Below are 19843 nucleotides of genomic sequence, written 5' to 3' on the forward strand. Positions count from 1 at the left end.
GAGGAGTGGTGGGGCGGGCGGGAGCGGGTGGGTCCGGGGTGCGGGCAGGAGGTGGGCCCACCATCCGTGGCTTGCGCTAGCGGTTCGTACCGCGCGGTCGCGGAGCGCTGGCGGGCCTCCGAGTACGAGGAGTTGCGTCCAGCAGAGTGGTGTACGGCGAGATCCCGGTGGGTCGCGGGAACGTGAACGCGGTCATCGGGTGATCCTTCGAGTGATCTCTCACAACCGACTCGAAGAAGGAAACCGATGACCGCTGGGCCAAGTATCGACCCTGCCGAGTTCTTGCACGAGCATCTCGAGCAGGCCAGTCCGGATCTGTTGCGTGAGTTGATGGAAGGGTTCATCAACACGTTGCTGTCCGCGGATGCCGACAGCGTGTGCGGCGCCTCCTACGGGGTTCGTGACCCGGGCAGGGTGAACTCGCGCAACGGATATCGCCACCGCGAGCTCGACACCCGGGTCGGGACGTTGGATGTCGCGGTCCCGAAGCTGCGTGAGGGTTCGTACTTCCCGGACTGGCTGCTGGAGCGGCGCCGGCGCGCCGAGGCGGCGCTGACCAGTGTGGTGGTGACGTGTTATCTGCTCGGGGTGTCGACGCGGCGGATGGACCGGCTGGTGCAGTCGCTGGGCGTCACCGGGCTCTCGCGGTCGCAGGTGTCGGTGATGGCCCGGGATCTCGACGAGCTGGTCCGGGATTTCCGGGAACGGCCGCTGGACGAGGGCCCGTACACGTTCCTGGCCGCTGACGCGTTGACGATGAAGGTCCGCGAGGGTGGGCGGGTGATCAAGATCGCGGTCATGGTCGCCACCGGCGTGAACGTCGACGGGTTCCGCGAGATCCTCGGCGTCGCCACCTCCACGGCCGAGTCCGGAGCCGGCTGGAACAGCTTCTTCAAAGACCTCGTCGCCCGCGGCCTGAACGGCGTCGCGTTAGTGACCTCCGACGCGCACGCCGGGCTGGTCGACGCGATCGGCGCCAACCTGCCCGGCGCGTCCTGGCAACGCTGCCGCACCCACTACACCGCCAACCTGATGGCCACCTGTCCCAAACACGCCTGGGGCGGGGTGAAGGCGATGCTGCACCCTCAATGACTCGGTGTTCGACCAGATCGACGCCGCAGCCGTGCACACGCAGTACGACAAACTCCTCGACCAGGTCGAGCAGACCCTGCCCGACGTACATGCGCACCTCGACGCGGCCCGGGACGAGATCCTCGCGTTCACGACGTTCCCCAAGGACGTGTGGCGGCAGATCTGGTCGAACAACCCCAACGAACGCCTCAACCGCGAAATCCGCCGCCGCACCGACGTCGTCGGCATCTTCCCCGACCGGCCCTCGATCATCCGCCTCGTCGGCGCCGTCCTGGCCGAACAACACGACGAATGGGCCGACGGACGCCGCTACCTCGGCCTCGACTCACTCCACCGCAGCCGGCTCACCCTCATCACCAACACCGAGGAGAACGCCACCACCGGCGCGATCAGCGCCTAACCAGCCAACGACGAAGGACCAAACGTCGTACACCACCTCATAGGACTTGACCGTACGAGGGGGATATCCGCTCTTGTAGACGGTTCTCCCCTGGTTACGCGAGGGGAGAACCCGCAACGCCAGCGGATATCCCCTCGTGTGCGCGGCCGGAGGACGTCGCGGAGGAGGTGTGGCTGCGGGGCGCGGGACCCGGAGGCGGTGGACATGCGCCCACCGCCCGAGGTCCCGACTAGCCGTCCCCACGCGAGGGGATATCTCCTCGTGTGGCTGGTTCTCCCCTGGTGTTCGGGGGGAGAAGCGGCAATGCCAGCGGATATCCCCCCGTGTGCGAGTGCGCGAGGACGTACGCGGCGGGGGTGGGCCGGCGGGGGTGAGGTGCGGGTGGGGCGGCTGGGGTAGGTGCGGTGCCGCGGAGCTGTTGCGGTGAGCGGGGTGCGGAGGCCGTACCCAGCGGCGGCGGGGCGGGATCCCAGTGCGGGGTGGGAGGTGCAGTACAGGTGGGAGGTGCGGCGCGGGTGGGAGGTGCGGCGCGGGTGGGAGGTGCGGCGCGGGTGGGAGGTGCGGCCCGGGGGCGGGGAGGTGTAGCGCGGGTGGGAGTTGCTGCGCGGGGCAGGCCCCAGTGCGGGGTCGGAGGTGCAGTGCGGGTGGAGGTGCAGTGCGGGGTGGGAGGTGCGGCGCGGGTGGGAGGTGCGGCGCGGGGCGAGGCCCAGGCGGGGCGGGACTCAGTGCGGGGCGGGACCCAGTGCGGGGCGGGACCCAGTGCGGGGCGGGACCCAGTGCGGGCGGGAGCCAGCGTGGGGGTGGGAGGTGCGGTGTGGGGTACGGCGGGGTGGGGTGGGGCGGGTGGTGGGTGGGGCGGGGGTTGGTGGGGAGGGGGCGGCTAGGGTGTGGGGATGATCGTCGGCGTGGGGATTGATGTGGTCGACGTGGATCGGTTTATGCGGACGTTGGAGCGGACGCCGGGGTTGCGGGATCGGGTGTTCACGGAGTTGGAGGCGGTTAAGCCGGCGGCTTCGTTGGCGGCTCGGTTTGCGGCTAAGGAGGCGTTGGCGAAGGCGTTGGGGGCGCCGGCGGGGATGCATTGGCACGATGCTGAGGTGCAGACCGACGAGACCGGGCGGCCGTGGCTGGAGATCAGTGGGACGGTTGCGGCGCAGGCTGCGAAGCTCGGGGTGCGGAGTTTGCATCTGTCGCTGAGTCACGATGCGGGGATCGCCTCGGCGGTTGTGGTCCTGGAAGGCTGATCCGTCGTCGTGGAGGGTTGAGCATGCGCGAGGCGCACACCGTCGAGCAGGTTCGGGCGGCCGAGGCGGAGTTGATGGCGCGGCTTCCTGAGGGGAGCTTGATGCAGCGCGCGGCGGCCGGGCTTGCGGTTGCTGTTGGCAACTTTTTGGGTGGGACGTACGGCGCGCGTGTGGTGTTGCTGATCGGTTCTGGGGACAACGGCGGGGATGCGCTGTACGCCGGTGCTCGGCTGGCGCGGCGCGGGGCGCAGGTGGCTGCTGTGCTGCTGTCGTCCAAGGCGCATGAGGGCGGAGTGGCCGCCCTCGAGTCGGCCGGGGGCCAAGTCCTCGCCGGAGGTGCGGTCGGCGGGGCTGAGGGTGTGGTCGCGGCGGCTGATGTTGTGCTGGACGGGATTGTGGGGATCGGGGGGCGGCCAGGGCTTCGGGAGGGGGCGTTGGCGATGGTGCGGGTCGCTGATGAGTCGGGGGTGCCGATCGTCGCGGTGGATACGCCGTCGGGGGTGGATGTTGACAGTGGGGAGACGCCTGGGGCGCATGTGCGGGCTGCGCTGACGGTCACGTTTGGTACGCACAAGGTGTGCCACCTGGTTGACCCGGCTGCTTCGGCGTGCGGTGCGGTGCATCTTGTTGACATCGGGCTCGACGTGCCACCGGCCGCCGTTCGGTCGCTTCAGGCTGCGGATGTCCGGGCGCTGTATCCGGTCCCGCACGGTGAGTCCGACAAGTATTCGCGGGGCGTGCTCGGTCTGATGGTCGGCTCGACGCAGTACCCGGGGGCCGCGGTGATCGCCACCTCCGGGGCGCTGGCGGGGCCGGTCGGGATGGTTCGGTACGTCGGTCCGGACCCGGTCGCGCAGGCGGTCCTCGCGGTCCATCCGGAGGTTGTCGTCGGCGAGGGGCGGGTGCAGGCGTGGGCCGTCGGCTCGGGTACGGCGACCGATGACGTCGACCTGGAGCGGTTCCGGCGGATCACCGAGCAGCAGGACGTGCCGGTGATCGTCGACGCGGGCGCGATCGCGGCGCTCGATCACGATCGGGCGGGGCGGGTGGTGATCACGCCGCACGCGGGCGAGTTGTCGGAGTTGATCGGCGTACCGCGGGAGGAGATCGAGGCGCGCCGGCTGTACTTCGCGCGGAAGGTGGCTGCGGAGCGGCAGCTCGTCGTCCTGCTGAAGGGTGCCACCACGATCGTCGCCGCGCCCGACGGCAGCGTGTTCGTCAACCCGATCGCGAGTCCGTGGCTCGCGACGGCCGGGTCCGGTGACGTGCTGGCCGGTATCTGCGGCGCGATGCTTGCGGGCGGCCTGCCGGAGTTCGAGGCCGCGGCCACCGCGGCGTACCTGCATGCTGCCGCCGGCACGCTCGCCGCGTCGGCGGGTCCGATCACCGCGATGTCGATCGCGCGTGCACTCCCCGAGGCCACTCGACTACTCCTCGGCTGATCCGCGCAAGCCACGCGGTCTGCTGTTGCGGCCGCACTGAGGCGGACGTAGGACTGGAACGTTGCCTGTGCCTCCGCCGCCTTTGGAGTGTGCTCGTGAAGCGAATCGTGGGGTTGTTGGTTCTTGGAATGCTGGCGCTGCTGCCGGTGCCCGCGCACGCACAGCAGACGAAGCAGTACGTCGCCGACGCGAAGACGAAGATCGACGTGATGGGCGAGTGGGCCCATCCCGATGACGACACGAGTTTCATTGGGCCGTGCGGTGTCTGGCATCAGCAGTATGGCGTCAAGTGCGGTGTGATCATGGTGACCCGGGGTGAGGGTGGCGGGAACGCGGCCGGTACCGAGCTCGGGCCGGATCTGGGGCTTCGCCGGGAGAACGAGGACCGGGTTGCGCACTACCGGTCCGGGACGATCGACATCTTCAATCTGGACCGGGTCGACTTCTTCTACAACCAGAGTGCGCCGTTGACGCAGTACTTCTGGGACGAGCAGGAGACGCTCAGGAGAGTCACGCGGGTGATCCGGGAGACCCAGCCGGAGGTGTATATCGGTTTCACGCCGACGTTGGCGGCCGGGCATGGCAATCATCAGCAGGCGGGGCGGCTGATCTGGGAGGGCGTGCTCGCGGCGGCCGATCCGAACATGTTCCCGGAGCAGTTGAAGGGTCCGCATGCGCTGAGTACGTGGCAGGTGAAGAAGGTGTTCTCCGGCGGCAGTACGGCGGGCACCGGCGGTACGGCGACGTCCGCGAACTGTACGACCGGGTTCACCCCGTCCGGTCTGGACACCGTGGCGGGTGTGTGGACGGGGTACAACTCGCCGTACAAGTGGCCGGCCGGGAACTCGCAGGGGCAGCTCGCTGGTACGTCGAAGATCTGGCAGCAGGTGTCCGACGAGGGGCGTGCGGCGTACCCGACGCAGAGCCGGGTGATGTACAAGGGTGTCTCGACAGCGGCCTGTCCGCGGTTCGGCATGACCGAGTCGTTCGTGCCGTTCCAGCCGAACAGCAGTCCGGCGGCGGGGCGGGACGACGCGCTCCTGTTCGGGGCGACCGAACCTGATCCGGGTGGGCTGCCGCTCGGGACGTTGGAGTACCTGACGTTCTCCCGGTTCTACAACGTCGCCGGTGAACCGTTTCAGGCGACGCTGCACCTCAGGTCCGGCGCGGGTGCGCTGAAGCCCGGGAAGGTCGCGCTCACGGTGCCCGACGGCTGGACGGTCAGCGCGCCGCAGTCGGTCGGCCGGGTCAGCGGGACGCGCGAGACGACGGTGACCTTCACCGTCACCCCGAGCACGACTGCTCCGGTCAACCAGAACGCGAAGGTTTCCGCGCTCTACAGCACCGACGGCAAGACTGGCTACACGGACAACCTCGTGCGGATCGTGTCGCCGACCGAGGGCCGGTTCCAGCGCTGGGGGAACTGGAAGGAGTACGACGACTGGCTCGCGAACACCGCGCCGCAGGCGACACGGCTCGGGCGGTCGCCGGCGATCCAGTCGATGGGGATCGGCAAGACCATCGACCTACCGGTCGTCGTCCACAACTGGTCGAACGAGCCGCAGAGTGGTGCGGTCAGCCTCGCCCTGCCGGCGAACTTCACCGCCGACGCGACCTCGAAGCCGTACAGCAACCTGGCTGCGGGCGCCGAGACGACGGTGACCTTCAAGGTGACCAACACCGACACGACGTTGCCGCAGACGCAGAACGTGTCGATTCCGATCACAACGACATACAGCGCGCCGGCAGGCATCGGCAACGAGGTGCTGACGCTGTCGCTGGTGCCGACCACGACGATCTCCAAGGCCGACACGACGCCGACCGTGGACGGTGTGGCCTCGCCTGGTGAGTACACCGGTCCGACGCTCGATCTCGGGCGGATCTGGCAGGGCGCCGGCACCTGTACGGGCGTCGACGACTGCGGCGTTTCGGCAACAGGGGAAGGCAGTACGGCGAAGGTGAGCTGGTCCGACGACGCGTTGTACTTCTTCATTCACATCCGCGACGACTACCAGTCGTACGCCGTGACGCCGGCCGAATGTGTCGGGCACTGGCAGGCGGACTCGGTGGAGATCCTGCTGGACCCGCGCGGTACGGCGTCGCAGAGCCTGAAGGACACTGCGAACACGTTCAAGCTCGGTATTTTCCCGTTCAGTCAGAGTGGCGGGCCGTGCTGGGAGCGCGATGCGGATAACCATCAGGGGTATTCGAGTGGTGCCCTGGATACCGGTAACGCGCCGGGTGTGCAGGTCGCGTCGACGGCGAAGTGGGTGGGCAGTAACGAGACGACGGTGCCGCACGGGTACGCCGGTGGTGGGTACGACCTCGAGGTGAAGATCCCGATGGCGGATCTGCCCGCGGCCGTCGATCCGTCGCATCTTGGGCTGAACATCACGCCGTACGACAATGACGACACCTCGGCGCCTGGGACGACGACGCTGCGGCATATCGACATGAGTACCCGGCTCGGCTGGTCGGCGCTCGGGTCGGTGCAGTCCGACCCGTACCGCTGGGGGATCGCCACGCTGCCTGGGTACACGCCGCCCGCGGGCCGTCCGACCACGCCTGCTCCGCCGGACGTGTCGAACCCGAACCTGAATGGAGCCCTCTCGCCGCAGACGATCGCGCAGTCCGCGCGCAACGGCGTACCGATCTCCGGACGGGTCCCGACCGACGACCTGTTGATCCAGTACGCCGGCCTGAACGGGAACGCCGTACAACTCGTCACGTCGTCGAAGGGCACCGGCACCGCCCGGGCGTTCCTGACCTCCGGCGAACTCGGGGCGATCCCCGTCTGGACGACCTCGTGTACGTCGGATCCCGCGCCGGACTACGGGTTCACGCCGTGCGCGATCACCGACGGGGCGACACCGCCGTGGTCACCGGACATGAGCGGCCACCTGGTGAAACAGGCGACCCAGCAGGTGGTCCGCGGGATCCAGCACTGGACGATCCCGTTGACCGCGGCCCAACGGCAGCAACTGAAGGACCGCGGGCACCTGCTGGTCTCCTACGAGACGACGAAGAACGAGGTCCAGGCCTTCGACATCCGGATCGCGTAACCGGCTGCCTCGCGGACCGCTGCGTCCGGGTGCTCCACGGCCCGGCGCAGCAGGTCCGCGGTGCCCGGCTCCGGTTCGCCGCCGCCGGTTGCCATCAGCAACGGAACCAGCAGGTACGGGTCGGACTCCAGGTCCAGCTGGTTGCGCAGTACCGACTCGGTCCAGGTCAGCGTGTGCCGGCCGATGCTCTCGATGATCGCGGCGCTGCGCGCACGGCTCGTCGTCCGCAGGAAGAGCGCCTTGGCACCGGCGCACTCGACCTCGACGATCTGCTCGGAGCCGGCCGCGAACACGATGCCGAGCTCGGACTCCCCGATCCGCTCGAAGGTGCTGCCGGTCGCCAGCGCGATCGCGGCCAGCAGGTCCTTGTCCAACCAGTCGTCCGGCCGAATGACCAGACCTGTCCAGTGGCGATCCTCACTCACTCACGTCAGCGTAGCGCCGTGAAGTCCAGCCCGCCGCCCGGCGACCGCAGGCTGAGAACGGAGCCGTCGATCGTGTAGGCCAGGTCGCCCTTCAAACCGTTCAGCAGTAGGGATTCCAGCTTCGCGGCGTCGCCCTTGCAGGCCCGGCGGGTGGTGGCCAGCTCGCCGAAGGTCAGCTTGCCGGTGGCGTTCGCGACCACGCCCTGGAACTCGTTGCACCCGGTCGAGCCGGTGACGCGATCGCCGTTCAGCGTCAGCCATGCCTTTTCGGACCCGGCCGGATGAGACGCGGTCTGGCCGGAGACGATCGTGGACAGCTGCCACTTCGTGCCGTCCAGCGCGGCGGCGGGCTCGGCGGTCTGCTTGTCGACGAGCGAGATCGTCGTACTGGCCGTGCTGACGACGAGCTTGTCGCCGTCGAGCTTCCAGGTCGGCTTCGCGGTGAGGACACCGCCGATCCACTGGTCGGCGCCGGCCGCGGGGCCGAGGCAGCCCATCGCCGTCGACGTGATCTGGCTGCCGAGGACCAGGTGGTTGTCGGCCGTCGTCACCGAGGTCTCGGAGGAGTTGCAGCCGGCGTCCCACGACAGGCGGCCGTCGGTGGTGAACTGCAGCCGGACCTTGGTGGCCGGGGTCCGGGGCTTGCCGTTCTCGAGCACGGATGTGGACAGGAACGTCCGGCCGCTCAGGCCGGAGCCGGGCGTGGGCGTGGCGTCGTTGCCGCAGGCGGTCAGCGCGAGCAGGCCGGTCGCGGCGAGCGCGATCATCCGTTTGTTCACACCTGCAGGACGCCGGTGCTGGCGTTCGCGTTGCAGTTCGAGGCATGGTTTCTTCGGGGAAAGTTCTTGGGGGGAAGCCATGGCTGTCCGAGTTCCACGTCGTCGTCTGCTGCTCGCCGGGGTCGCCGTACTGGTGGTCGGCGTACTCGTCGCGGTGCCGATCGTCCGGGCGAACCGGCACTCGCCGGTCGAGACCGCGACCGCCGCGACCGGGCCGAGCAGCAGCTGTCCGCATCCGTCGTTCGTCACCACGGCGCGCGACAACCAGGGCGCCGGCCAGGACTTCGGGCCGTACTACGTACACAACAACATGTGGAACAACCACGACGGTGTGTACACGATGTCGGTCTGCAACTACGACACCTGGTACGAGGACGTCACGCAGCCGAAGCCGGGCGACAACGGCGTACAGGCGTACCCGAACGTGCACAAGGACTACGACGACGTACCGCTGTCCACGATCAAGTCGGCGAGGTTCGGCGCGACGACGCCGGCGGACTGCGCGAAGTGTGTGTACGACGTCGCGTTCGACGTGTGGATCGGGGACGGGCTGAACAACGAGCTGATGATCTGGACCGAGAACAAGGGGCAGACCCCCGGCGGCGACAAGGTCGGGACGGTCGGCATCGGCGGGTTCACGTACGACGTGTGGCACCAGGACGGGTACACGGCGTACGTGTCGCAGGTGACGCAGAAGTCCGGGACGATGCCGCTCGGCGAGTTCTTCAAGGACCTGACCCGCCGCGGCTGGGCCCCGAAACCCACCACCTGGCAGGTCGACTACGGCGTCGAGATCGTCTCCACCGCCGGCACCACCCAACGCTTCACCTTCACCGACTTCGCCATCCAGCACAGCTGACCCCGCCCCCGATCACCCGAGGGGATATCCCCTGCCGTTGCTGGTTCTCCCCTCTCACACCATCGGACAACCGGCAACGCGAGGGGATATCCCCTCGCGTGCGGCAGTGCGGAGTGGGGCCGCTTAGGGTTCCGGTGTGACCGGACTGGTGATTTTCGACAACGACGGTGTGCTGGTGGATTCGGAGCGGCTGGCGAACACGATTCTTTCCGAGTTGCTGACCGAGGCCGGGTTGCCGTACACGTTCGAGGAGACGGTGCGGGACTTCATGGGCGGGTCGATGGCGTCGATGCGGCAGAAGACCGAGGCGCAGCTCGGGCGGCCGTTGCCGGCGGATCTCGAGGACCGGTACCACCAGCGGCTGTTCGAGGGATTCGCGCACCTGCAGGCGGTGCCGGGTGTGGAGGCGGTCCTCGACCACCTGGACGCGCGCGGCATCACGTACTGCCTGGCGTCGTCCGGCACCCATCGACGCATCCGTACGGCGCTCACCGCGGTCGGCTTCCTGAGCCGGTTCGAGGGGCGGATCTTCAGCGCCGAGGACGTCGCGCACGGCAAGCCCGCGCCGGACCTGTTCCTGCACGCGGCCGCGACGATGGACGTGAAGCCGGCCGACTGTCTGGTGGTCGAGGACAGCCCGCTCGGCGTCGCCGCCGCGGTCGCCGCCGGTATGAAGGTCTTCGGGTACGCCGGCATGACCGACCCCGCGAAACTTGTCGATGCGGACACGGTTTTCCACAGCATGACCGCCCTGCCCGCCCTCATCGACGGAGCCTGAGACGAGGGTATGCCGCCCAGTCTCACGCCTACTGCGCGGCACTCGGCACGGCGCCTCGCCGCACCTGCTCGCGACGGCGTGGGACTGGGCGGCATACCCTGGTCCGACCATGTCTACTGTTCAGTCACACCCGGTCCGCGCTGAGGCGGTCGTCGATCTGGCGGCGATCCGCCACAACGTGCGTACGCTGCGTGAGCGGGCGCCGGGCGCGCAGTTGATGGCCGTGGTGAAGGCCGACGGCTACGGGCACGGGATGGTGCCGGTGGCGCGGGCCGCGCGGGAGGCGGGGGCGGACTGGATCGGCGCCGCGGTGCTCGAGGAGGCGCTCGGGCTGCGGGCGGCCGGTGACACCGGGCCGATCTTCTGCTGGCTGACCACGCCGGGCGAGCCGCTGGCCGACGCGGTCACGGCCGGGATCGATCTGTCCGCGGGGGCGCCGTGGGAGATCGACGAGCTGGCGGCCGCGGTGCAGGACCGGCCGGCGCGGGTGCATCTGAAGATCGACACCGGGATGTCGCGCGGCGGCGCCGTGCCGGAGGAGTGGCCGGCGCTGATCCGCGCCGCGGTCCGCGAGCAGGCGGCCGGGCGGATCGAGATCAAGGGCATCTGGTCGCACCTGGCGTCCTCGGACGAGCCGAAGAGCGCGGTCAACGAGACGCAGCTGGCCACGTTCACCGAGGCGATCGAGGTGGCGGAGTCGTTCGGGATCGACGCCGAGTTCAAGCACCTGGCGAACTCGGGCGCCACGCTCGCGCTGCCCGAGACGCACTTCGACCTGGTCCGGCCAGGCGTCGCGACGTACGGGCTCTCGCCGTTCGGGCATGCGCTGCCGTCGGCGGAGCTCGGGCTGCGGCCGGCGATGACGTTGCGGGCGCGGCTCGCGATGGTGAAGCGGGTGCCGGCCGGCGCGGGGGTCTCGTACGGGCTGACCTGGACCGCGCCGCGGCCGTCGACACTCGGCCTCGTCCCACTCGGGTACGGCGACGGGCTGCCACGGCACGCCTCGAACGGCGGACCCGTGCAGGTCGGTGGCCACCGTCGCGCGATCGTCGGCCGGATCTGCATGGACCAGTGCGTGGTGAACCTCGAGGACGACCAGGCCGCGGCCGGTGACGACGTCGTGCTCTTCGGCCCCGGTACGTCGGGCGAGCCGACCGCGGACGACTGGGCCGACGCGGCCGGGACCATCAACTACGAGATCGTCACCCGCCTGGGCGCCCGGATCCCGCGCAGGTACGTCGACAGTGCTCAACACCTTCCCCGCCCCACCGCCCCAGTCGAAAGGTAGGTCGGCATGTCCAAAGCAGGACGGACTGCCGGTCTGATCGGGGCCGCGGTCGGAGTGCTGGCCGCAGGTGCCGCGGCCGGGGTCGCGGTCGAGCGTCAGGTGATCGGCCGGCGGTCGGGTCAGCGCAAGCAGCTGGAGGCGGAGCCGTTCGGCACCCAGCGCGGGACGCCGTACGTCTTCACCGCCGACGACGGCGTCGAGCTGTACGTCGAGGTCGACGAGCTGAAGCGCTCCCGCCGCCCGGCCCCGCCGCCGAAGCGGAAACTCGGCCGCAAGCTGCCGCTGCCGCCGGAGGACCTGACGGTCATCTTCATCCACGGCTACGGGCTGAACCTGGACCTCTGGCACTTCGAGCGCCGCGACATGGCCGGGATCGGCACGATGGTGTTCTACGACCAGCGCTCGCACGGCCGGTCCGGGCGGTCGCCGAAGGAAGGCGTCAGCATCGACCAGCTCGGCAAGGACCTGTTCGGGATCGTCGAGCGGTTCGCGCCGACCGGGCCGGTGATCCTGATCGGGCACTCGATGGGCGGCATGACGATCATGGCGCTCGCCGAGCAGCACCCGGAGCTGTTCGGGGACCGGGTGATCGGCGTCGGGCTGTGCTCGACCAGCGCGGGCCGGCTGGACCAGGTGCCGATCGTGTTCCCGGGCAAGGCCGGCATGCTCGCGCGGTCGCTGGCGAACCCGACCGTGGCCGCGCTGGCCCGGATCCCGGAGATCGTCGAGCGCAGCCGGAAGGCCGGGTCGGACCTGATCTACCTGCTGACCCGCAAGTACGCGTTCGGCTCCGAGGTGCCGCCGGCGTTCACCGAGTTCGCGAACGAGATGATCGCGGCGACGCCGATCGAGGTGATCGCGGACTTCTACCCGATCTTCGCGCTGCACGACAAGTACGACGCCCTGGAGCCGCTGCAGAAGGTCGAGTGCGTGGTGATCGGCGGCGACAAGGACCAGCTGACGCCGTTCTCGCACGCCGAGGAGATCGTCCGCCGGGTGCCCGGCGCCGAGCTGGTCGAGGTGCAGAACTGCGGGCACCTCGGGCTGATCGAGCACCACCGTGAGTTCACCGCGGCGCTGCTTGGGATGATCGAGCGAGCCGAACAGTCCCTGGCACCCTCCTGAACACTGCGAGATGAGCCCGAGATGACCGATCTGCGCGTCGTGGACGCGACCCCCGAGCACGCCGAGGCGATCGTCGCGGTGATCCACCACGCGTTCGCCGCGCGCCGGGTGCTGGACCCGCCGTCGACCCAGCTGTCCGAGAACGTCGCGACGGTGACCGCGGCGATCGAGCAGCACGGCGGGCTGCTGGTGCTGACCGACGGCGTCCCGGCGGGCGCGATGCTGTTCGAGCAGGCCGGCGACATCCTGAACCTGCGCCGTGTCTCGGTCGATCCGCGCAACCAGTCCCGCGGGGTCGCGTCCGCGATGGTCGGCTGCGCCGAGGAGGTCGCCGTCCGGCGGGGTCTGAGCCGGGTGAACCTGATCGCGCGCGTGGAGCTGCCGGACACGGTGGAGTTCTGGCGGCGTCGTGGGTACTCCGTCGTCGATCGGCAGGCGCACAACCTGATCTACGCGAAGGCGATGCCGCTCGAGCTGACGGTGCCGACCGCGGACGACATGCAGGCGATCGGCGAGGAGCTGGCGGGGCAGCTGCGCGCGGGCGACGTCCTCGTGCTGTCGGGTGATCTCGGGGCCGGGAAGACCACGTTCACCCAGGGGCTCGGCGTGGGGCTGAAGGTGCGGGGCGCGATCACCTCGCCGACGTTCGTGATCTCGCGGGTGCATCCGTCGCTGGCGGACGGTCCGGCGCTGGTGCACGTCGACGCGTACCGGGTCGGCGGGTTCGCCGAGCTTGACGACCTCGACCTGGACACGAGCCTGGAGGACGCGGTCACCGTGGTCGAGTGGGGCCACGGGCTCGCCGAAGGACTGGCGGCCGACCGGCTCGACATCGTGGTGACCCGCGGCGACGACGACACCGACGAAACCCGCGCACTCCGGATCACGCCGGTAGGCCCGCGCTGGGCGGCATCCGGTGTACGAGTGACGGGACACTGACTGACATGTTGCTTGCCTTCGACACCTCGAGTGCGGCCGTGACCGTCGCGTTGGCGACGCCGGACGGGGAGATTGTCGCGTCGTCGACGACGGTGGACGCGTTGCGGCATGGGGAATTGCTGGCGCCGGCGATCGCCGCGGCGTTGGAGAGTGCGGGTGTGACGCCGCGCGACCTGAGCGGGATCGCGGTGGGTGTCGGGCCTGGGCCGTTCACCGGGTTGCGGGTCGGGCTGGTGACCGCGCGGACGATGGGCGAAGTCCTCGGGATCGAGGTTGCGGGGGTGTGCAGCCTGGACGTTCTCGCGCGCCAGTCGTCGTTGACGTTGCCGGTCGCGGTCGCCACGGACGCGCGGCGCAAGGAGATCTACTGGGCGCTGTACGACGGGCCGGCCGCGGACGGGAGCCGTCGGCGGTTGGAAGGCCCCGCGGTGGACAAGCCGGCCGAGGTCGCGCATGTGCTGGCCGGGTTGCCGGTGATCGGGCGCGGCGCAGTGCTGTACGGCGAGGTGCTCGGCGTACCGGTCGAGGACGTCGTGGAGTACCCGTCGGCCGAGGTCCTGGCCACCGGGGTGGCGACGCGGACGCTGGAGGTCGTGGCGCCGGAGCCGCTGTACCTGCGGCGGCCCGACGTGACGATGTCCAACGGGCCGAAGAGCGTGCTGTGAGACCTGCGATCCGGGCGGCCGTCGCCGCGGACGTGCCGGCGCTGGTGGCGCTGGACGCGGTCTGCTTCGGGACGAGCTCCTGGAGCGAGGTGGCGTGGGCGGACGAGTTCGACCGGCTGACCGAGGACCGGGTGGTGCTGGTCGCGGACGACGGCGCGATCGTCGGGTACGTCGTACTGCTGCTGCCGCCGGTGGCCGAGGACGTGGTCGAGGTGCTGCGGATCGCGGTGGCGCCGGATCAGCGGCGGACGGGCGTCGGCGGGCAGCTGCTGACGATCGCGCTGGAACGGTGCGCGGGCCGGACGGTCCTGCTGGAGGTTGCTGCGGGCAACGAATCGGCGATCGGGTTGTACGCCGGGTTCGGGTTCGTGGAGATCAGCCGGCGGCGTGGGTACTACGCGGGTGGCGAGGACGCGGTGATCATGCGGTGGCGGGAGGAATCATGAGCGAAGAGCCCTTGATCTTGGGGATCGAGACGTCGTGCGACGAGACCGGGGTCGGGATCGTGCGCGGGCAGACGTTGCTCGCGGACGCGGTCGCGTCGAGTGTCGAGGAGCACGCCCGGTTCGGCGGCGTCGTACCCGAGGTGGCCAGCCGTGCGCACCTCGAGGCGATGGTGCCGACGATCCGGCGCGCGTGCGAGACCGCCGGGATCAAGCCGGCCGACGTGGACGCGGTCGCCGTCACCAGCGGCCCGGGTCTGGCCGGTGCGCTGCTGGTCGGCGTCGCCGCCGCGAAAGGCCTCGCGCTCTCGCTGGACAAGCCGATCTACGGCGTGAACCACCTCGCCGCGCACGTAGCGGTCGACACCCTGGAGCACGGCGACCTGCCGAAGGGCTGTGTCGCGATGCTGGTGTCCGGCGGCCACTCGTCACTGCTGGCGGTCGAGGACATCACCGACGGCGTCGTCCCGATGGGCAGCACGATCGACGACGCGGCCGGCGAGGCGTTCGACAAGGTCGCGCGGGTGCTCGGGCTGCCGTTCCCTGGCGGCCCGTGGATCGACAAGGCGGCGCGTGACGGGGACCGGCTGTACGTAACGTTTCCGCGCGGGCTGACCTCGCAGCGTGACCTCGAACGGCACCGGTTCGACTTCTCGTTCTCCGGGCTGAAGACCGCGGTCGCGCGCTGGGTCGAGGCTAAGCGCCGCGACGGCGAGAACGTCCCGGTGAACGACGTCGCGGCGGCCTTCCAGGAGGCGGTCTGCGACGTACTGACCCGGAAGGCGATCGACGCCTGCAAGGACCGCGGGTTCGAGCACCTGCTGATCGGCGGCGGCGTCGCGGCGAACTCGCGGCTCCGGGCGATGGCCGAAGAACGCGCGGCCGCGGCCGGGATCACCGTCCGGGTGCCGCGCCCGGGCCTGTGCACGGACAACGGCGCGATGGTCGCCGCCCTCGGCTCGGAACTGGTCCGGGCCGGGCGGACGCCGTCGCCGCTGGACCTTCCCGCCGACTCCTCGATGCCGATCACGGAGGTACTGAACCGATGAAGTGGACCGGGCCGGACGGCTTCGAAGCCGACGACGACGCCGAACGCATCGACCCCGCGGTCGTCCAGGGTTTCCTGAGTACGTCGTACTGGGCGACCGGCGTCCCGCGGGACGTGGTGGAGCGGGCGATCGCGGGTTCGCTGAACCTCGGCGTGTACGACGCGACCGGCGCGATGGTCGGGTACGCGCGGATGGTGACGGACCGGGCCACGTTCGCGTGGCTGGCCGACGTGTTCGTGCTGGAGTCGCACCGCGGCCACGGGCTCGGCCGGTTCGTCGTGTCGACGCTGCTGGAGCACCCGGACCTGAAGGGGCTGCGGCAGGTCCTGCTGGCGACCGCCGACGCGCACGAGCTCTACCGCTCGTACGGCTTCACCGAGACGCCGCCCGGCCGGATGATGGCGATCCGCAAGGACCCGGCCGAGCTGTACGCACAGCCGTGACCCGTCCGGGTGCCGACCGAGGTGTACACCAGGCCGTGAGACATCCGGGTGCCGACCTGGTCCGGCACCCCACGGAGGCGACCGAGCTGGTGCTCCTGGCACACGGTGGCGAGGAGCACTCGTACGCCGACCCGCACCTGTGGCGCCCGGCGCTGCTCCGGATGTGGCCGTTCGCCGCGGCCGCACGGAAGGCCGCGCCGGACGCCGCGATCGGCTTCGCCCGCTACCGCTTCCGCGGCTGGAACGACCACGGCGACCCGGCCACCGACCTGCGCGCCGTCCTCGACGAGCTGCCGGTCGACCGGGTCCTGCTGATCGGCCACTCGATGGGCGGCCGCGCGGTCGTTGCCGTCGGCGACCATCCCCGGGTGGCCGGCGTCCTCGCCCTCGCCCCGTGGCTCCCACCCGACGAGCCACTCGTCCAGCTCCGTCCACCCGTCACGTTCGCCCACGGCACCGACGACACGATGACCGACCCGGCCGGCACCGCGTCGTACGCGGCGCGGCTGCGGGCGACCGGCGTCGAGGTCACGACGTACACGCTGGCCGGCGAAGGCCACGCGATGCTGAAGCGCCCGAAGGACTGGAACCGGATCGTCGCCGACTTCGTCCGCGGCAAAGCTACCGGCTCCGACGAACACCTGCCCGCAGCCGGGAACCACGTGCTGCCGGCGGTAGCCGAGATCGCGACGACCCGCTTCCGCCTACCGGTGAAGGAGCGGTTCCGGGCAGCCACGCGCTAGGACAGGCGCCCGCACGCGCTGCTTGTTAGGCTGCGCCGACTCCGTGCGGGAGGTGGTGTGCCGTGGGCACCGGCATTCTGGCGCCGCGATTCGTCGGCCGGGACCGTGAGCTGACGACGCTCCGGGACGCCCTCGGGCGCGCCCCGGTCGTGGTTCTGGTCGAGGGTGACGCCGGGATCGGCAAGACCCGGCTGGTCCAGGAGGTCCTGCGGGACGTCGGCGGTACGACGCTGCCGGTCAGTTGCCCGCCGTACAGTCAGCCGTTCACGTTGGCCGCGGTCGTGGACGCGCTCCGGGCCGCCGTCGACGACGTACGGCTGCTGTCGTTGAGTCCGTTGACAGGGGCGTTGCGCTCGGTGTTCCCGGAATGGATCGGGCATCTGCCGCCGAGCCCGGAGCCGCTCGACGATCCGGCGGCCGCGCGGCACCGGTTGTTCCGCGCGCTCGGCGAGCTGATCGACGCGCTCGGGATCTCGCTGCTGGTCGTCGAGGACGCGCAGTGGGCCGATCCGGCGACCGTCGACCTGCTGCTCTACCTGCAGACCCGTCCGGCGTCGGCGTTGTCCATGGTGATCACGTGCCGGACTCCCGACGTACCGCGGCTGCGGGTGGTACCCGGCGCGGTCAAGGTCCGCCTGGACGGGTTGTCGGTCGACGAGACCGCGACGATGGTGTCGTCGATGCTCGCCGAGCCGCCCGTCTCCGCAGCGTTCGCGGACTTCCTGCAGACCCGGACCGACGGCGTACCGCTGGCGCTGGAGGAGACCGTCCGGTTGCTGCACGCCCGCGCCGACCTGACCCACCGCGACGGTGCCTGGGTACGGCGGCACCTCGACCAGATCACCGTCCCGGCCCGGATCCGCGACGGCGTCCTCGAACGGCTCGCGCATCTCGACCGGCCGGCGCAGACGGTACTGCGGGCCGTGGCGGTCGTCGGCGAGCCGGTCGACGTGGACGGCCTGGTCGCGATCACCGGGCTCGCGCCGCGGCCGGTGTCCGACGGTGTGTCCGACGGCCTCGCCGTACAGCTGCTGGAGGAACGTGGGTCCGGTGTCGCGTTCCGGCATGCGCTTGTCCGGCAGGCCGTGTACGACGAGATCCCGGCGCACGAACGGCGGCTCGCGCACCGGTCGGCTGGGGAGTTGCTGGAGCCACGAGGCCGGGCCGCGCAGTTGGCCGAGCACTTCAAGGCGGCGGGTGAACTGCCGCGCTGGCGCCGGTACGCCGAGGAGGCGGCCGACGCGGCGCTGGCGGCCGGCGACGAGACCACGTCCGTCGGGTACCTGTTCGACCTCGCGCTCGGAGCCGGGCTCGACGGCGCCGGCCTGGCGCGGATCGCGGCGAAGATCACGTACAGCGCCGTCGTCGGCGAGCAGCGGTACGACGCCTTGATCGCGAGGCTGCGGGAGGCCCTCGGGGCCGGCTGCGGTGCTGCGGCCGGGATGCTGCGGTTCCAGTTGGCGCGGGCGTTGAGCAACTCCGGGGACTTCGCCGGATCGCGGCACGAGCTGGAGATCGCCGTACCGGATCTGGCCGGTGACCGGACCACGTCGATGCGGGCGATGCTGATGCTCGGCGTACCGCATGGCACGGCGTGGCCGGCGTCGCGGCACCTCGGCTGGCTGCACCGGGCCAGCGAACTCGCGAACCTGGACGATCCGGCCGAGGGCACCCGGTTCCTGGTCGATCACACGGTCGGCCTGCTCGGGCTCGGCGAACCGGCCGGATGGGACCAGCTCGACCGGTTCCCGGCCGAGGTGACCGATCCGCGGCAGCGCGACGACCTTGCCCGCGGCAACATCAACCTGAGCGACGTGGCGCTGCTCTGGGGACGGTACGCCGAGGCGCGCGCGATGCTGGACCGCGCGACCGAGCTGGCCGCCGGCCGCGGGTACGTCCGGATGACCGACCTGATCCAGCTGAACCACGTCCGGCTCGACTGGCACACCGGCGCGTGGGACGGGCTGGCCGAGCGGGCCGCGGCGCTGGCGGGCAACGAGGACATCCCGGCGAACACCCGCGTCGAGGCCGAGCTGGTCGCGTTGTGGCTCGGCCACGCGGCCGGTCACGAACTGACCGGACTGGACGACGCGACCCGGGAGATCTGGAAGTTCGCGCCGACCTCGCTGACCGCGGAGGTCTCCGCGCTGGCCGCGATCGGCCCGCTCGCCGACGGCCGGGCCGGCGAGGCGATCGAGCGCACCGACCGTGCGATGGAGATCATCCACGCCAAACAGTCCTGGTTGTGGGCGACCGAACTGGTACCGGTCCGGGTCGCCGCCCTGGCCGCCGCCGGGCGTCTCGACGACGCCGCCGACCTGACCACCGCCTTCGAGCGTGGCCTTCCGGCCCGCGGCGCGCTCAGCCTGCCGGCCGCCGTCACCACCTGTACGGCGCTGGTCGCGGCGGCCTCCGGCGACCTCGACCGCGCCCGTACGACGTTCCGTGCCGCGGCGCGCGCCTGGGAACAGCTGCCCCGTCCGTACGCCGCTCTGCTCGCCCACGAACAGGCCGCCCGATGCGATCTCGCCGCCGGCCGGACCAAGGCTGCGGTCGCCCTCCTGACCAGCACGTTCGACGGACTCGCCGCGTTGGGTGCGCGGGCCGACGCGACGCGGGTCCTCCAGGTGCTGACCGAGCACGGCGTCAAACGCAGCCGCCCGTGGTGGGGCGGCCGGAAGGGGTACGGCGACCAGCTGTCGCCGCGCGAGCTCGAGGTCGTCCGCCTGGTCGCCGACGGTCTGTCGAACCGCGAGGTCGCCGAGGCACTGTTCCGCTCGCCGCACACGGTTTCTTCGCAGCTCTCGTCGGCACTGCGCAAGCTCGGGCTGACCTCCCGCCACGAGATCGCGGCAGTGGTCCGGGACGGCGGGCTGTAACTCCAGATTGGTGCGGTGCCCGGTCGACATTAGTGCGGTCGGGACGCCCACGGGACGCGTCGCCGGAGTTGACTGCCTGCATGTGTGAACCACAGAAGCCGCGGGCCGATCAGGGGTCCGACCTGTCCGCGGCCGATGCCTCCGAGGAGCCGGCCGAGCCCGAGGTGCCGGACGGCACCGACGACTAC

Annotated in this window: 16 protein-coding genes and 1 pseudogene; 15 read left to right on the forward strand and 2 right to left on the reverse strand. The window is 70.6% G+C overall.

The window, feature by feature from the left end:
• Positions 1-246: 246 nt before the first annotated feature.
• From ACXJJ3_RS28365 to ACXJJ3_RS28380, 4 genes and pseudogenes are all read left to right on the forward strand, one after another.
• Positions 247-1492, forward strand: a pseudogene (locus tag ACXJJ3_RS28365) (IS256 family transposase).
• An 893-nt stretch (positions 1493-2385) separates the two neighbouring features.
• The gene (locus tag ACXJJ3_RS28370; protein WP_458164882.1) at positions 2386-2736 is read left to right on the forward strand and encodes a holo-ACP synthase; all 351 of its coding nucleotides are present in this window, start codon (positions 2386-2388) and stop codon (positions 2734-2736) included.
• Between the two features lie 23 nt (positions 2737-2759).
• Positions 2760-4178, forward strand: coding sequence for an NAD(P)H-hydrate dehydratase (locus ACXJJ3_RS28375; protein ID WP_458164883.1), 1419 nt, complete (start codon positions 2760-2762; stop codon positions 4176-4178).
• 95 nt (positions 4179-4273) lie between these two features.
• Entirely contained in the window at positions 4274-7240 is a 2967-nt protein-coding gene (locus ACXJJ3_RS28380) for a PIG-L family deacetylase (protein WP_458164884.1), read from the forward strand.
• On the opposite strand, the gene ACXJJ3_RS28385 is transcribed toward ACXJJ3_RS28380, so the two are convergent.
• Together ACXJJ3_RS28385 and ACXJJ3_RS28390 are read right to left on the reverse strand one after the other, a co-directional pair.
• On the reverse strand, positions 7189-7665 hold the full coding sequence (locus tag ACXJJ3_RS28385) for a hypothetical protein (RefSeq protein ID WP_458164885.1): 477 nt from the start codon (positions 7663-7665) through the stop codon (positions 7189-7191). The two genes, ACXJJ3_RS28380 and ACXJJ3_RS28385, sit on opposite strands and share 52 nt — an antisense overlap.
• A gap of 5 nt (positions 7666-7670) precedes the next feature.
• A complete protein-coding gene (locus ACXJJ3_RS28390) occupies positions 7671-8444 on the reverse strand; it encodes an META domain-containing protein (protein WP_458164886.1) in 774 nt (257 codons plus the stop codon).
• Between the two features lie 79 nt (positions 8445-8523).
• On the opposite strand from ACXJJ3_RS28390, the gene ACXJJ3_RS28395 reads away from it, so the two are divergent.
• The 11 genes from ACXJJ3_RS28395 to ACXJJ3_RS28445 all read left to right on the forward strand — a co-directional run bounded on the left by ACXJJ3_RS28395 (position 8524) and on the right by ACXJJ3_RS28445 (position 19655).
• Entirely contained in the window at positions 8524-9303 is a 780-nt protein-coding gene (locus ACXJJ3_RS28395) for a GH12 family glycosyl hydrolase domain-containing protein (protein ID WP_458164887.1), read from the forward strand.
• A 136-nt stretch (positions 9304-9439) separates the two neighbouring features.
• Positions 9440-10081: an HAD family hydrolase gene (locus tag ACXJJ3_RS28400; RefSeq protein ID WP_458164888.1), complete on the forward strand. Its 642-nt coding sequence runs from the start codon at positions 9440-9442 to the stop codon at positions 10079-10081.
• Between the two features lie 109 nt (positions 10082-10190).
• On the forward strand, positions 10191-11369 hold the full coding sequence (gene alr / locus ACXJJ3_RS28405) for an alanine racemase (RefSeq protein ID WP_458164889.1): 1179 nt from the start codon (positions 10191-10193) through the stop codon (positions 11367-11369).
• A gap of 6 nt (positions 11370-11375) precedes the next feature.
• The gene (locus ACXJJ3_RS28410; protein WP_458164890.1) at positions 11376-12494 is read left to right on the forward strand and encodes an alpha/beta fold hydrolase; all 1119 of its coding nucleotides are present in this window, start codon (positions 11376-11378) and stop codon (positions 12492-12494) included.
• A gap of 21 nt (positions 12495-12515) precedes the next feature.
• Positions 12516-13433 carry a tRNA (adenosine(37)-N6)-threonylcarbamoyltransferase complex ATPase subunit type 1 TsaE gene (tsaE, locus tag ACXJJ3_RS28415; RefSeq protein ID WP_458164891.1) on the forward strand — a complete coding sequence of 306 codons (918 nt, stop codon included), beginning with the start codon at positions 12516-12518 and terminating at the stop codon, positions 13431-13433.
• 5 nt (positions 13434-13438) lie between these two features.
• Entirely contained in the window at positions 13439-14098 is a 660-nt protein-coding gene (gene tsaB, locus ACXJJ3_RS28420; protein WP_458164892.1) for a tRNA (adenosine(37)-N6)-threonylcarbamoyltransferase complex dimerization subunit type 1 TsaB, read from the forward strand.
• Positions 14095-14544 (forward strand): GNAT family N-acetyltransferase, encoded by a 450-nt coding sequence (locus tag ACXJJ3_RS28425; RefSeq protein WP_458164893.1) that lies wholly within the window; start codon positions 14095-14097, stop codon positions 14542-14544. The genes tsaB and ACXJJ3_RS28425 overlap by 4 nt, the downstream gene beginning before the upstream one ends.
• Positions 14541-15590 (forward strand): tRNA (adenosine(37)-N6)-threonylcarbamoyltransferase complex transferase subunit TsaD, encoded by a 1050-nt coding sequence (gene tsaD / locus ACXJJ3_RS28430; protein WP_458164894.1) that lies wholly within the window; start codon positions 14541-14543, stop codon positions 15588-15590. The genes ACXJJ3_RS28425 and tsaD overlap by 4 nt, the downstream gene beginning before the upstream one ends.
• Positions 15587-16033: a GNAT family N-acetyltransferase gene (locus ACXJJ3_RS28435; RefSeq protein WP_458164895.1), complete on the forward strand. Its 447-nt coding sequence runs from the start codon at positions 15587-15589 to the stop codon at positions 16031-16033. Before tsaD ends, ACXJJ3_RS28435 begins: the two co-directional genes overlap by 4 nt.
• 35 nt (positions 16034-16068) lie before the next feature.
• Complete coding sequence (locus ACXJJ3_RS28440; RefSeq protein ID WP_458164896.1) at positions 16069-16776, forward strand: dienelactone hydrolase family protein; 708 nt, start codon at positions 16069-16071, stop codon at positions 16774-16776.
• A 62-nt stretch (positions 16777-16838) separates the two neighbouring features.
• On the forward strand, positions 16839-19655 hold the full coding sequence (locus ACXJJ3_RS28445; protein WP_458164897.1) for a helix-turn-helix transcriptional regulator: 2817 nt from the start codon (positions 16839-16841) through the stop codon (positions 19653-19655).
• The last annotated feature ends 188 nt before the right edge of the window (positions 19656-19843 follow it).

The sequence above is a fragment of the Kribbella sp. WER1 genome (assembly GCF_054189145.1).

Excerpts from the sequence above, each read along its gene's own strand:
- ACXJJ3_RS28370 (WP_458164882.1), top strand. The coding sequence starts at position 2,386 with ATGATCGTCGGCGTGGGGATTGATGTGGTCGACGTGGATCGGTTTATG.
- ACXJJ3_RS28375 (WP_458164883.1), top strand. The coding sequence starts at position 2,760 with ATGCGCGAGGCGCACACCGTCGAGCAGGTTCGGGCGGCCGAGGCGGAG.
- ACXJJ3_RS28395 (WP_458164887.1), top strand. The coding sequence starts at position 8,524 with ATGGCTGTCCGAGTTCCACGTCGTCGTCTGCTGCTCGCCGGGGTCGCC.
- alr (WP_458164889.1), top strand. The coding sequence starts at position 10,191 with ATGTCTACTGTTCAGTCACACCCGGTCCGCGCTGAGGCGGTCGTCGAT.
- ACXJJ3_RS28410 (WP_458164890.1), top strand. The coding sequence starts at position 11,376 with ATGTCCAAAGCAGGACGGACTGCCGGTCTGATCGGGGCCGCGGTCGGA.
- tsaE (WP_458164891.1), top strand. The coding sequence starts at position 12,516 with ATGACCGATCTGCGCGTCGTGGACGCGACCCCCGAGCACGCCGAGGCG.
- tsaB (WP_458164892.1), top strand. The coding sequence starts at position 13,439 with ATGTTGCTTGCCTTCGACACCTCGAGTGCGGCCGTGACCGTCGCGTTG.
- tsaD (WP_458164894.1), top strand. The coding sequence starts at position 14,541 with ATGAGCGAAGAGCCCTTGATCTTGGGGATCGAGACGTCGTGCGACGAG.
- ACXJJ3_RS28435 (WP_458164895.1), top strand. The coding sequence starts at position 15,587 with ATGAAGTGGACCGGGCCGGACGGCTTCGAAGCCGACGACGACGCCGAA.